The 13,313-nt window shown below is 70.0% G+C and carries 11 protein-coding genes; all 11 read left to right on the forward strand.

Annotated elements, in window-relative coordinates; genetic code table 11:
- Positions 1–506: hypothetical protein (locus tag HYV14_00005; protein ID MBI2384372.1), on the forward strand; the 506-nt coding region annotated here is incomplete at its 5' end.
- Positions 506–2,395 (forward strand): ATP-binding protein, encoded by a 1,890-nt coding sequence (locus HYV14_00010; protein MBI2384373.1) that lies wholly within the window; start codon positions 506–508, stop codon positions 2,393–2,395. The genes HYV14_00005 and HYV14_00010, both read left to right, overlap by 1 nt.
- A 49-nt stretch (positions 2,396–2,444) precedes the next feature.
- Complete coding sequence (locus HYV14_00015) at positions 2,445–4,400, forward strand: GAF domain-containing sensor histidine kinase (GenBank protein ID MBI2384374.1); 1,956 nt, start codon at positions 2,445–2,447, stop codon at positions 4,398–4,400.
- 110 nt (positions 4,401–4,510) lie between these two features.
- Positions 4,511–5,554, forward strand: a complete 1,044-nt coding sequence (locus HYV14_00020) for a hypothetical protein (protein ID MBI2384375.1) — start codon at positions 4,511–4,513, stop codon at positions 5,552–5,554.
- Positions 5,551–7,086 (forward strand): YifB family Mg chelatase-like AAA ATPase, encoded by a 1,536-nt coding sequence (locus HYV14_00025; GenBank protein ID MBI2384376.1) that lies wholly within the window; start codon positions 5,551–5,553, stop codon positions 7,084–7,086. The genes HYV14_00020 and HYV14_00025 overlap by 4 nt, the downstream gene beginning before the upstream one ends.
- Complete coding sequence (locus HYV14_00030) at positions 7,083–7,466, forward strand: tetratricopeptide repeat protein (GenBank protein ID MBI2384377.1); 384 nt, start codon at positions 7,083–7,085, stop codon at positions 7,464–7,466. Before HYV14_00025 ends, HYV14_00030 begins: the two co-directional genes overlap by 4 nt.
- Positions 7,463–7,861, forward strand: a complete 399-nt coding sequence (locus HYV14_00035) for a helix-turn-helix domain-containing protein (protein MBI2384378.1) — start codon at positions 7,463–7,465, stop codon at positions 7,859–7,861. Before HYV14_00030 ends, HYV14_00035 begins: the two co-directional genes overlap by 4 nt.
- A 3-nt stretch (positions 7,862–7,864) precedes the next feature.
- A complete protein-coding gene (gene dprA, locus HYV14_00040; protein MBI2384379.1) occupies positions 7,865–8,974 on the forward strand; it encodes a DNA-protecting protein DprA in 1,110 nt (369 codons plus the stop codon).
- Positions 8,952–11,426 (forward strand): type I DNA topoisomerase, encoded by a 2,475-nt coding sequence (gene topA, locus HYV14_00045; protein ID MBI2384380.1) that lies wholly within the window; start codon positions 8,952–8,954, stop codon positions 11,424–11,426. Before dprA ends, topA begins: the two co-directional genes overlap by 23 nt.
- Before the next feature lie 10 nt (positions 11,427–11,436).
- Positions 11,437–12,339, forward strand: coding sequence for a tyrosine-type recombinase/integrase (locus tag HYV14_00050; GenBank protein ID MBI2384381.1), 903 nt, complete (start codon positions 11,437–11,439; stop codon positions 12,337–12,339).
- Positions 12,336–13,283 carry a hypothetical protein gene (locus HYV14_00055; protein MBI2384382.1) on the forward strand — a complete coding sequence of 316 codons (948 nt, stop codon included), beginning with the start codon at positions 12,336–12,338 and terminating at the stop codon, positions 13,281–13,283. Before HYV14_00050 ends, HYV14_00055 begins: the two co-directional genes overlap by 4 nt.
- Positions 13,284–13,313: the final 30 nt, after the last annotated feature.

Below are 13,313 nucleotides of genomic sequence, written 5' to 3' on the forward strand. Positions count from 1 at the left end.
CGAAGCCGCCGGAGCCCGCGAAGCCCGCCGCTCCGCCGGCCGCCGCTCCGCCGCCCGCCGCTCCGCCGCCCGCCGCCGAGCCGCCGCCCGCCGCCGAGCCGCCCAAGGCCGCGGAGCTCCCGCCGGAGGCGCCCAAGGAGCAGATCCGCCGCGTGGCCTATATCTATACGTCGTCCTGCTCGGAGATGAAGACGACCTTCGCCGCGTTCCTGAGCCAGGCCGCGCGCACGATCTCGAAGAAGCCGCTGTTCCTGCGCGAGGTCCTGGCGCTCGAGGTCGCCGCGTCGACCGATCCGAACGCCGTGGTGGCGAAAGCCCAGCAGACGAAGGCGGTCGCCATATTGGCCGTCGTCGAGGACTGGCCTTCGGCGAAGACGGACGACCTGTCCGAGGCGTGCTCGCGCGCGAACCTCCTGTTCCGGGCGGTGGCGCCCGCGGACGCGCAGAAGAAATCCACGGCCGTCGACGTCATCGTGGACATGATGCTCCTCCCGGGGGAAGGCTGATGGATCGCTGGGAGATCCGGCCTTCGCCCAACGCCGAGGACCCGCAGCGGCACCTCCTGCTGCTGCGAGGGGGCGTCGCGGACGTCGCGGCCGTGCTCAAAAAGTTCGGGGCCTTGTGCGGCCGGCCCACCCCTCTCGACGGCGAGGAATACAACCTCAGCTTCGTGCTGCACAAGGTGACGCCGGAGGTCAGCGAGAAGCTCAACGACTGGCTCGGCAAGATGTCGCCGAAGCCGGCGCCGGCTCCCGCCGCGGCTCCGCCTCCGCCGCCCGCGACCCCGCCGCCGAATCAACTGCCGCCTATGCCCGAGATCCCGCCGATGCCGACGCTCGCGCCGGCCGCGAACGCCGTCCCGCCGCCGCCTTCGCTGATACCGCCGCCTCCGCCTTTGAGCGGCATCCCTTCGGCGTCGATCTTGCCGCCCCCGGGCGACATACTTCCGCCGATCCCGCTGCCGCCGGGTATGACGCCGCCCCCGCCGGCCGCCCTGCCGCCGGCGAAGGAGCCCTTGATCTCCCTCGGACCCGAGGCCGCGTTCACGCCTCCCGCCCCGATGTCGCCGCCGCCCGCGCCCGTTCCGACGCCCGCGCCGGCGCCGGCGCCGGCGACGGCTCCGCCCACCGAGGTGCGCATGGCCACGCCGGGTCCGGCTGCGACCCCCGCTCCGGCCGAGGCGGCGCCGATCGCCGTGAACCCCGCCTCGACGGCGCTGACCGACGAGCTGCGTCCCGATTGGACCTTCGAGACCTTGCTCGTCGGCGCGTACAACCGCTTCGCGCACGCGGCGGCGATGTCGGTGGTGACCTCTCCGGGCTCGATGTACAACCCTCTTTTCCTTTACGGCGTGCCGGGGACCGGCAAGTCCCATCTTCTGTACGCGATCGCGAACTCCATGTCGAAGGGGCTCGGCACGTCGTCCTTGCTGGTGACCTCGGGGGCGCGCCTCTCGCGCGTGGTGAGCGCCGCCGCCGCGAGCGGGAACATGGCCGCGATCGACAAGAAGGTCGCGGACTCCAAGGCGATCTTCGTCGACGACATCCACCTGCTCGCGATCACCGACCAGAACAAGGACCTCCTCGCCAAGATCTTCAAGTCGTTCTTCGACCGCAGCCAGCAGGTCGTCATCACCTCGATGTACCCGCCGAAGGCGCTCGGCACGCTCGAGGAGGCCCTGAAGTTCACGTTCTCCAAGGGCTGGTCGGTGGACCTGAAGATCCCGAGCCCGAACATCCAGCGCGACCTCGTCGCGGCCGTGGCCGACCGGGTCGGCGCCCAGCTCAGCGGCGACGAGATCGGCCAGCTCTCGGACAAGCTGATCCTGTGGGGCTATCCCGACATGTCACTGTGGACGCGGCGGATCGCGGCCCTGCGCAGGATCCGCGCGGCCGCCGGCCAGCCCTCGCCGCTGATGGACCTGCTGCGGATCATCTACGAGCCGATCACGATCGGGTCCGAGGCGCCGCCCGTGTCGACGGCGGCCGCGACCTTCTCTCCGCCCGGCGCGCCCGCCGGCTCGGAGCCGCTGGCGATCGTCGTCCCGAAGGGCCAGCAGGGCCTGGGCGAGTACGCCGCGTCCCTGTTCCTGGACACCGGCGTCAAGAACGGCTTCACCCGCCCCTACCGGTACGCGATGATGGGGACCTACGACGCGATGCAGCAGGTCGGCGTGCCGTTCCAGATCGCGGACATGTGCCATCGCGCGGGCGTGTCGCGGGCGCTCGTCGTCGGGCCCGGCGCGGATTCCCCGCTGGCCGCGCGCGCCAACGAGTTCGGCCACGCGGTGCGCCGCATCCTGGACAGCTCCGGGGTGGCGACCGGCTGGGTCCCGCACGCGCAGGTGCACATCGCGGCCCACTACGTGAACGCGCACCTCGACTTCGAGCGATGACCAAGCCTAAGCGCGGAAATGGTCGCGTCGATCGCTTTCGGAGGCGACCATGACCGGCGCCGCGGCCGTCGTCGGCGTGCTGTCCTCGGGGGTCGCGGCCGCCGCGCTCTGGTGGTGGTTCTCGTTCCGCAAGGTCCTGCCCCTCGAGCGCGAGGCGCGCGCGCTGCGCGCCGAGCTCGAGGACCTGCGCCGGTTCGCCGTCGAGGCGCTCGACCTCGACGCCGCCGTGCGCCGGCCGGGGCACGCCCTCGAGGAGGCGGCCAGCCGCGTGCTCGGCGCCCTGCACCGGCGTCAGCCCGAGCTCAGCCTCGCCGCCTTCGCGCGGCGCCCGGACGGCAGCGCGGCGCTCCTCGCGCACCGCGGCGGTCCGTGGGCGCGGCTCGAGCTTTCCTCGTTCCGCTTCGACGCCGGGCTGCTCTCCCGCGCGGCCGCGTCCGGGAGCTCCTCGTGGAGCCTCGGCGACGCCGGGGGCGAGGCGGACGCCCTGACCCGGGGTCTCGCCCAGCAAGGATACAGCTCGGCGGCCGCCGGCGGCTGGACCGACGAGCGCGGCGCGGGCGTGGTACTCGCGGTCCGCTCCGGCCCGGGGGACGACGGCGAGACCCTGACGTCCCGGCTCGAGCTCGCGGCCGCGGCCCTGCGCTCGGCCGCGGCGCTCGCCGCGGGCCTGTCGGACCTCTCCAGCTCCCGGGAGAAGCTCGAGGGAGGGCTGTCGGCCGCGATGGAGGAGCTCACCGCGGCCCAGGACCGCCTGATCAAAAAATCAAAGGAAATCAAGACTTTGCACGACGTGGCCGGGGCGCTCAGCTCGCGCGCGGCGCAGGCGCCCTCGACCTTGGCGGCGATCGTCTCCATCGTGGCGCGCTCCCTCGAGGCGGACCTCGTCGCGTTCCTGATCCTCGACGAGGCCACCGGCGAGCTCGTGACGCAGTCCGGCGCCTACGGCTTGGAAGGGGAGGAGATGCTGTACCGCCTGGCGCTGACCGACGAGCGCTCTTCTTCCGTGCGGGTCTTCAAGACGCGTCGGCCGTTCATGACCGGGGACGCCCAGAACGACCCCCAGGTCAACGCCCATTACACCAAGATGTGGAGCATCCACTCGCTGATGGTCGTGCCCCTCGTTTTGGAAGACCGGTGCATCGGAGTCATGCGCGTCGGGAGCAAGCGCCGCGACGCGTTCTCCGACGAGCAGATCGCCCTGGTGTCGGTCATCGCGGAGGAGGCGGCGATCATCGTGGAGACCGCCATTTTGAACCGGAGATTGGCCAAGACGGCGGAACAATTGGCCACCCTCAATCGTATGAAGGATGAGTTCGTCTCGACCGTCAGCCACGAGTTCAAGACTCCCTTGACCACGATCTCGGGATTCCTGACCGTGATGCTCGAGGGCGACACGGGACCGCTCAACGCACAACAGATGAAATTCCTCTCCATCGCGAAGGCCGCGTCGAAAAGGCTGTCGGGGCTCGTCTCCGACCTGCTCGACCTGTCGCGCCTGGAGGGCGGGGCGAAGATGGAGCTGGGGCCCTTCGACCTCGGGCGGCTGGTGCTCGAGTCGGTCGAGAACCACCAGCCCTCGGCCGCCGAGGCGAGCAAGACGCTCTCCGCCGAGGCCCCGGGCGTGCTGCCCAAGGCCCTCGGCGACGAGCGCTGGATGCAGCTCGTGCTCGACAACCTCGTCTCCAACGCGATCAAGTTCACCATGCCCGGCGGCCGGGTGCGCGTGCGCATCCAGGACAAGGGGGAGTTCGTGATGGTGTCCGTCTCCGACGACGGCATCGGTATTCCTCCGGAAGACCGCGAGAAGGTATTCGAGCGCTTCTACCGCGCCGGCAACCGCTCCCAGGTCAACGCGCCCGGCACGGGGCTGGGCCTCGCCATCGCCCGCGAGGTCGTCGACAAGCACGGCGGCAAGATCTGGCTCGAGTCGGAGCTCGGCAAGGGCACCACCTTCCACTTCGTCGTCCCCGCGGCCGGCCGCGAGCGGCAGGAAGCGCAGAATTGAACGGCAACGAACGAATGAACCACAAAGACACCAAGACACGAAGAACGGAAGGGAGGGTCAACGTCGACGTTGACCTTCGTTCCGTTCGTTCTTGGTGTCTTGGTGTCTTTGTGGTCATTCCGTTCGTTTCCGGGTGCTCCTTCGGGCGGCTGAAGCCGGGGCTCACGAAGGAGGGCGCGGCCGTCGCCGTGTCCGCGCCGACCGAGTCGGACGCGCGGCGGCTCGCGGTGGACGGCGCTCTCGAGCTGTTCCTGGCGCCCGGCTCCTCGGCCTCGGCGAGGATCGCGGAGGATTTCGGCGGCCGCGCGGCCGATTTCACCGGGCGCGCGCGCTTCAAGAAGGGGAAGGGCGTCGTCGAGCTCCGCTTCGCCAAGATGCTCCTCGCCCTGGACAAGGAAGGCCTTCTGCGCCCGGCGGGCTTCCCGTCGCAGGAGCCGCGCGTGCTGCTGCTCGTGTCCGAGCCGCAGGGGATACTCGACCTCGGCGTCGGGCCGGCGGCCGACGCCCTGCGCCGCGGCCTGTCGGCCTACGGCATGACGGCCATCGACGGCCGCGACCAGCTGAACAAATTCCCGGCCAAGGGCAAGGATCCCGCGGCGCTCGCCGCCGGCGCGTCGCGTCTCGGCGCGGAATGGATGGTCGTCGCCGCGGCCTCGGCGAGCGCGGAGCTCGATCCCGCCACCCTCACCTGGCGCGGCCGCGCGACCCTCGTCGCCGACCAATACGAGGTCAAGGACGCCGCGCCCGTCGGCCAGACGCAGTCCGACGCGTCGGTACTCGACACCTCGTCGGCCGCCGCCCGCGGCAAGGCCCTGGATCAGGCCGGGGAGGACGCGGCCTCCAAGGTCGCGGCCGAGATCACGCGCCGCCGGAGCGGCCGCTCGGAGGGCGCCGTCTTCGTCGTCGGCGGCTCCGGCCTCGACAGCCTGAAGCCCCTGCTCGCCGCTGTGCGCGGCGTGGAGGGCGTGGAGGGCGCGTATCTGGGCGTCTGGCGCGGCGAGGAGCAGAGCGTCGTCCTGCGCGTGTTCATGGCCGGGCTCAAGATCGACGGCCTGGCGGCGCGGCTCCTGCGGCGCTACCCGTCGCTCACCTTGATGTCGGTGGAGCCCGAGGCCGGCAGGCTCGCCGTCGAGCTGCCCGGGAGGGACGAATGAGCCTCGCGCGCGTGCACGCCATGGGCCTGAGGGGCGTCCAGGGCTATCCCGTCCTCGTCGAGCTCGACCTGGCCAACGGCCTGCCCAACTTCACCACCGTCGGCCTGCCGGACGACGCGGTGCGCGAGGCGCGCGAGCGCGTGGCCGCGGCCCTGCGCAACTCCGGCTTCGCGATGCCCAACCGCCGCGTCACCGTCAACCTCTCGCCCGCGCGCCCGCGCAAGCAGGGCAGCCACTACGAGCTGCCGATCGCGCTGGCGCTGCTGACCGCCTCCGGGCAGGTCTCCGGCGGCGAGTGGACGCGGCGCTGGTGCGTGGTCGGAGAGCTCTCCCTCGACGGACGCGTCCAGCCCGTCAGCGGGGTCCTCGCGATGGCGGCCCGCGCCAAGGCCGCGGGATTCGCGGCGATCATGGTGCCGGAGGCCAACGCCGAGGAGGCGCGCGCGGCCGGCATCGAGGCGCTGCCGGTGGCGGACCTGCGCGAGGCCGCCGAGATCGTCGGGGGCGTCGCGCCCCGGCTCCGCGCGTCCGCTCCTGCGTCGGTCTCCGACGCCCCGGTCCTCGACCTCGCCGACGTGCGCGGCCAGTCCTCGGCCAAGCGGGCTCTCGAGATCGCCGCGGCCGGTGGCCACAACCTCCTGTTCGTCGGCGCGCCCGGCACCGGCAAATCCATGCTCGCGCGCCGCCTCCCGGGGCTGCTGCCTCCTTTGACGGGCGAAGAGGCCCTGGAGGTCACGCTCGTCCAATCCGCCATGGGCCGCGCGACGCCCGGCCTCGTGCGCGAGCGCCCCTTCCGCGCGCCCCATCACGGCGCCTCCGCGGCCGCCCTGATCGGGGGCGGGCCCTCCTCGCGCGCCGGAGAGGCGTGCCTCGCCCACGGCGGCGTGCTGTTCCTGGACGAGCTCGCCGAGTTCTCCCGGCCGGCCCTCGAGGCCCTGCGCCAGCCCCTGGAGGACCGCTGCGTGAGCGTCGCCCGGGCGCGGGAGACCGTCGAGTACCCCTCGCGTTTCACGCTCGTCGCGGCGGCCAACCCCTGCCCCTGCGGCTGGCGCGGCCACCCCCGCAAGACCTGCGTGTGCGCCCCGAACGAGGTGGGCCGCTACCTGTCCCGTCTGTCGGGGCCGTTGATCGACCGCATCGATCTGCAGGTCGAGACGCCGTCCGTCGCCTTCGGCGACTGGGCGGCCGAGAAGACGACGGGGGAGACCTCCGCGGCGGTGCGGGCGCGCGTGACCGCCGCGCGCGAGCTCCAGCGGAAGCGGTGGGCCGGTGCCCCCGCCCCGCTCAACGCCTTCGTCGACGCGGCCGCGTTCCGCCGCTCCGCCCGCGTGCTCCCGGAGGCCCTCGACACCTTGGCCGCCGCCGAACGCAAGGCCGCCCTGTCCGCCCGCGCCCTCGACCGCGTCCTGCGCGTGGCCCGGACGATCGCCGATCTGTCGCACGACGACGCAGTGGGAGCCTCCGCCGTCCTGGAGGCCGCCTCGCTGCGCGGCCTGGACCGTCTCCGGTCCAACCTGGAGGTCGCAGCTTGAAGAAGTGGATAGTCGTCATCGCCGTGCTCTACGGCACGTACTGGTACGCGAGCCGCCATTACAACTTCGCGGATACCTTGGTGTACGCCAAGAAGAATCCCCAGGCCTCGTGGGCCCCGGCCGCGGACTATTACGTGGGCCTCGTCTACTATCAGCGGGCCGAATACCAGAAGGCTCAGGAAGCCTTCACCCAGCTCCTCACCGATTACTCGACCGGACCCTACACCGCGAAAGGCCTCCTTCGCCTGGCCTCGGCCGCCGAGGAGAACCGCGACTACGAGACCGCCCGCCAGTCGCTCCAGCGCTTCATCGAGGAGTTCCCCGATCACAAGGACAAGCGCCTCGCCGAGCAGAAGCTGGAGTACGTCAAGTTCAAATGAGCGAGCTTCTCCCGTTCTCCCGCCTCGTCACGGACGCGATGTCGCGCCGCGGCCTGGGCCTGCGGGAACTGTGCCGCCGGGCGAGGCTCGACCCGTCCTTCCTGTCGAAGGTGCTGACGGGAAAACGAAACCCGCCCGCCGAGGAGGATGTCCTGCGCCGGATGGCCGCGGTGCTGGAGACGGACGCCGTCGAATTGTTCGTCGCTGCCGGACGCATACCCTCGGAATGGGGATCATTGACGAGCAACCCCGAGCTTCTTCGCCGCGTCGACGCCATGATGCATTCCGGTCATCCTCGAAAACCCATTCCGTTGCCGTCCAAATCAGTTCCTCCTTCGAGATCCTCGACGGTGCCGTTCTATTCCTCCAAACCCCTCGACGAGGAGCTGCTCTAACCCGTGTCCGCCCCCTGGACCGACCGTCAGCGCTGGGCCGCGCGTTTGAACGTCCTGACCCCTCCGCGCCGCGCCTGGGATCTGCTCGAGACGTTGGGCCCGGAAGGTCTCTCCAAGACTTCGGATATGGATTGGGCCCGCGTCAGCGCGGCGGACCTCGGGGACGTCGTTCGCTGGCGCCGCGCCGCCCTGGCCTTCGACGTCGCGACCGAGGAGCTTCGGGCTCGTGCCGTCGGGGCCCGTCTTGTCCTGAGAGGCGATCCCGACTACCCCGACCTCCTCGCCTCGATCCACGATCCGCCGCTGGTCCTCTACGTCCAGGGCGCCCTCTCCTCGGTCACCGCCGTCGCCGTCGTCGGCACCCGCTACCCGACCCCCTACGGCCGCCGCATGGCCCGCCGGCTCGCCGGCGACGCCTCCCGGGCCGGCTTGGTCGTCGTCAGCGGCCTGGCCCGCGGCATCGACGCCGAGGCCCACCTGGCGGCTCTCGACGCCAAGGGCCCGACCTGGGCCGTCCTGGGGACCGGCCTGGGGCATCCCTACCCCGCGGAGAACGCTCCTTTGGCCCGCCGCATCGTCGCGGCGGGGGGAGCCGTGATCTCCGAGCGCCCGATCGACACGAAGCCCCTCCCGGAACTGTTCCCGCGCCGCAACCGCATCGTCTCGGGCCTGTCCTGGTCCACGGTGATCGTGGAGGGCCGGTATAAGTCCGGCGCCATGATCACCGCCCGTCACGCCCTGGACCAGGGCCGTGAAGTCCTGGCCGTCCCCGGCCCCGCCGACTCCGTCATGTCCGAGGCGCCGCATAAGCTGCTGGCCGACGGCTCGCCGATGGCCTCCGGGGTCGCCGACATCCTCGCCCGCCTGCCGGACGGTCATTTATTGGCCGTCAGGACCGCCCCCGATCCGGTCCCCGCGCCGATGTCGCCCCCGACGGAGGAAGAGGCTTCGGTCATGGCCCTATTGGGCTCGGACGCCCTCTCCTTAGATGAACTGGTTCAGCTGTCGGGGCTTGACACCACACGCATTTCCTCTATAATGTTCGGGCTGGAATTAAAGGAAAGAGTATCCTCGGTCCCTGGAAATCGCTATGCCCAAAAAGAAGCCCGCTGAAAAGAAGCCCGCCAAAGCTCCCAAAGCCGTCAAAGCCGCTCCCAAGGCGAAGGCTCCCGCCGTAGAAAAGCCCCCCAAGACCTCTAAATCCTCCAAAGGCGCTCGCACCGGCCCCAGCCTCCTGGTCGTCGAGTCGCCCGCCAAGGAAAGAACGATCTCCCGCTTCCTTAAGAATGAATTCGTGGTCAAATCCTCGTTCGGCCACGTCCGCGACCTGCCCGTGCGCAAGATCGGCGTCAACGTCGACGACGATTTTTCGCCTCAGTACGTCGTCCTGCCCCGGGCCAAGAAGATCCTGGCCGAGTTCAAGTCGCTCGTCTCGAAGGCCGCGTTCGTCTACCTCGCGACCGACCATGACCGCGAGGGAGAGTCCATCGCCTGGCACCTCGTCGACATGCTCAAGCTGAAGTCCGACCAGGTCAAGCGCATCACCTTCCACGAGATCACGCCGACCGCCATCAAGGCCGCCATCGCCGAGCCGCGCGCGATCGACGAGAACCTCGTGCACGCCCAGCAGGCCCGCCGCGTCATCGACCGGCTCGTGGGCTACAAGCTCTCGCCGCTGCTGTGGGCCAAGATCCAGTCGGGCCTGTCCGCCGGCCGCGTGCAGTCCGTCGCCGTGCGCCTGCTCGCCGAGCGCGAGCACGAGATCAAGGACTTCGCCTCCGAGGGCTATTGGACCTTGACCGCCGCCCTCGAGAAGGACGGCGCGCCGCCCGTCTTCGACGCCAAGCTCTCGATCTGGAAGAAGGAGAAGGTCGAGACGACCCGCACCTACGACCTGTTCAGCGAGCAGTACCGCGTCAAGGCGACGACCTTGCGCACCGCCGAGGACATGGACCTCGTGTCCAAGACCGTCCAGGGCGGGGTGTTCAAGGTGGTCAAGGTCGAGAAGAAGGAGGTGCGCCGCCGTCCGCCGCCCCCGTTCTCGACGTCGACCTTGCAGCAGGCCGCCTCGCAGAAGATGGGCTTCGCGGCCGAGCGCACGATGCGCATCGCCCAGTCCCTCTACGAAGGCGTGGACCTCGGGGGCACGGACCCGGCCGGTCTGATCACCTACATGCGCACGGACTCGTTCTCGATCGCCAAGACCGCGGCCGAGGAGTGCGCGGCGTTCGTCAAGGCGACCTACGGCGCGCCCTACGCCCCGGCGGAGTTCCCGACCTATCAGACCAAGTCGCGCGGCGCCCAGGAAGCCCACGAGGCCATCCGGCCGACGTCCGTCCTGCGCACCCCCGACGACGTCCGCAAGTTCCTCAACCCCGACCAGATCCGCCTCTACGAGCTGATCTGGAAGCGTTTCGTCGCCTCGCAGATGATCGAGGCGACCTACGACACCGCCTCGGCCGACATCGAGAACGGCGACTCCCTGTTCCACTGCACGGGGCGCACGCTCAAGAGCGAAGGCTTCCTGCGCGTCTACCGCGACGCCCCCAAGGGCGACGAGGAAGCCGAGGAGGAGACCGAGGAGGAGGGCAGCCGCCTGCCTCCGCTGAAGGAAGGCGACACCCTCAAGCTCGTCGAGCTCAAGCCCGAGGAGCACCGCACCAGCCCGCCCCCGCACTACAACGAGGCGAGCCTCATCCGCGCGATGGAGAAGCACGGCATCGGCCGCCCGTCGACGTACGCGCCGACGATCAAGACCATCGTCGACCGCGGCTACGTGCGCCGGAACATGAAGGACCGCAAGCTCATTCCCACGGAGCTCGGGATCCTAGTCACTGAAAAGCTCAAGGGCCATTTCCCCGACGTGGTCAGCCTCACTTACACCGCTAACGTGGAAGCCCAGCTCGACAAGATCGCCGAGGGCGCCCAGGGCTGGACCGAGGTGGTGAAGTCCTTCTACGCGCCCTTCTCCAAGGCGCTCGACGCGGCCGCCACCGAGATGGAGGCCTCGCGCATCGAGCCCAAGATGTCGGACGAGCTGTGCCCGATCTGCACGGCGCCGATGCTCATCCGCGAGAGCCGCTTCGGCAAGTATCTCTCCTGCTCGACCTTCCCCAAGTGCAAGGGCAAGATCCAGCTGACGCCCGAGGGCCAGAAGGTCGTCCTCGAGCTCACCGGCGAGAACTGCGACCTGTGCGGCAAGCCCATGGTCATCCGCACCGGCCGCAAAGGCAAGTTCATGGCCTGCTCCGGCTACCCGGAGTGCAAGAACACCTTCTCGCTCGACGCCGACGGCAAGAAGATCGAGGGCTCGCGCCCGCTCCAGACCACTCGCCCGTGCAACAAGTGCCAGAAGCACATGTGGCTGCGCGTGGGTAAGCGCGGCTTCTTCCTCACCTGCCCGGGCTACCCCAAGTGCCGCAACCTGAAGCCCGTCTCGAAGGAAGAGGGCGAGAAGCTCCGCGTCGAGGGCGAGGCCCTGCGCGCCGCCCAGATCGCCGCCCGCAAGGCCGCCGAAGCCGCGGCGTCCGCCTCGGCGGCGGCCTCTCCGACGGCGCCGAGCTGACCGGGGGGCCATGGCGACCGAAGCGCCTCAGGGGCCGCTGCGCCTCCAGGCCGAGCGCTTTCTGACCCATCTGCGGGCCACGCGCAACTACAGCCCGCACACCTTGCGGGCCTACGGCAAGGACCTCGAGGCGTTCGTCGTCAAATACCCGGGGCTCGAGCCGTCCGGCATCGAACGCGTGCACGTGCGCGCCTTCCTCGCCGACCTCCAGAAGGAGGGGGGGCTGGCGCGGGCGACCATCCTGCGGCGCATGGCCGCCCTGCGCTCCTTCGTCAAATACCTCCGCTCGACGGGCCTGCTGAAGGGCAACCCGATCTTCGGCGTCCCCCTGCCCAAGAGGGGGCGCCCGCTCCCCAAATTCCTGACCGAGAGCGAGATGGCGGAGCTGATGTCGATGCCCGCCTCGTCCAACGCGAAGCACCGGCTGCGCGACCGGGCGGTCATCGAGCTGATCTACTCCTCCGGCCTGCGCCGCGCCGAGGTCGTCTCCCTCAACTGCGGGGACATCGACTACATGTCCGGGACCGTGCGCGTCTTCGGCAAGGGATCCAAAGAACGGATAGTCCCGGTCGGAGACGGCGCTCTCAAGTGCCTGCGCGCCTACCTGGAGGGGCGCAAGAGGGACGACGCCGAGCCCGTCTTCGTCGGCCCTTCGGGCAAGCGCCTGTCCGACGCGGGGCTGGTCTTCCTCCTCTCGCGCTGGGTCAAGGCGAGCGCCCTCAAGAAGAAGATCACCCCTCACGTCCTGCGTCACAGCTTCGCCACCCACCTGATGAACCACGGCTGCGACATCCGCATGGTCCAGGAGATGCTCGGCCACGTCAGCCTCACCACCACCCAGATCTACACTTACGTCTCCCTCGACCGGATGAAAGAGGTCTACAAGGACGCACATCCGCGCAGCGCGAAATGAAGGACAAGATCGAGCTGCTGATGGACGAGACCGGCTGCGACCGCGGCGAGGCGGAGCTCGCGCTCGAGATGTGCGGCTACGAGGTCGAGGAGGCGGTCCGGCAGATCCCGCGCCTGCTCAACGACATCTGCGCCCTGAAAGGGAAGTTCGTCCGGCCCGCCCAGAACCAGCACGGCCTGTTCCTCGTCGTGCTGAACCTCAAGAACCGCAAAGTCCTGCGCTCCCGCGCCGTGATGTCCTACGATCCCGCGGTCTGCGCGGTCGGGCTCGACGAGGACTGGTTCGCGTTTGAAAAACACCTCTACGGCTGCCGTTTATGGGACGGGAGCCTGCCCGCCGAGAGCCTCGAGGTCGAGCAGGCCCTGGCCGCGCACTTCCGCGCCGCCGAGGCCGCGGTGTTCGACCGGCTGCGAGCCGCCGCCTCGGGCGACGCGGCGGAGGAGCTGGGCGCGCTCCTGCGCGCGCATTTCCGCGATCAAAGTTTGAGCGTGCGCGCCAAAAAGGATATCCTCGACCTCGGCCAGTTCCAGTCCCTGCGCAAGGTGCCGGCGCCGGCCGCTCGACGCGGGAAGCCTGAAGCGGGCCTTCCGCCCGAGGAGGACCTGCTCGTCCTGAAGATCGCCCTCGAGGAGGACCCGGGGGGCTTGCCCGCCGCCGAGCTGCGCGCGGGAGACATGGTGTTCGCCCGGATCGTCGACGGGCGGGACATCGCGCAGTACCTGGCCCGTCTGTTCGGCGGGCTGACGTCGTCGGGGCCGGTGCCCATCGAGGTGCCGGTCGAGGCGATCGAGTCGAGCCCGGCGGGAACCTTGGCGAGGGTGCGCTTCGCCGTCGGAGTCGCCGGGGACGCGGTCGTGACCGGAGACAAGCTGTTGAAGGCCGCGCGCGGCGCCGCGCACGGCCGGGGCGACGGTTCGTGGTGGCGCCGATTTTTTAAAGGGTAGGTGCCAGGCCTCCCATTCTCCCATTACTGG

This window comes from Elusimicrobiota bacterium (assembly GCA_016182905.1).
Lineage (GTDB): Bacteria > Elusimicrobiota > Elusimicrobia > UBA1565 > UBA9628 > GWA2-66-18.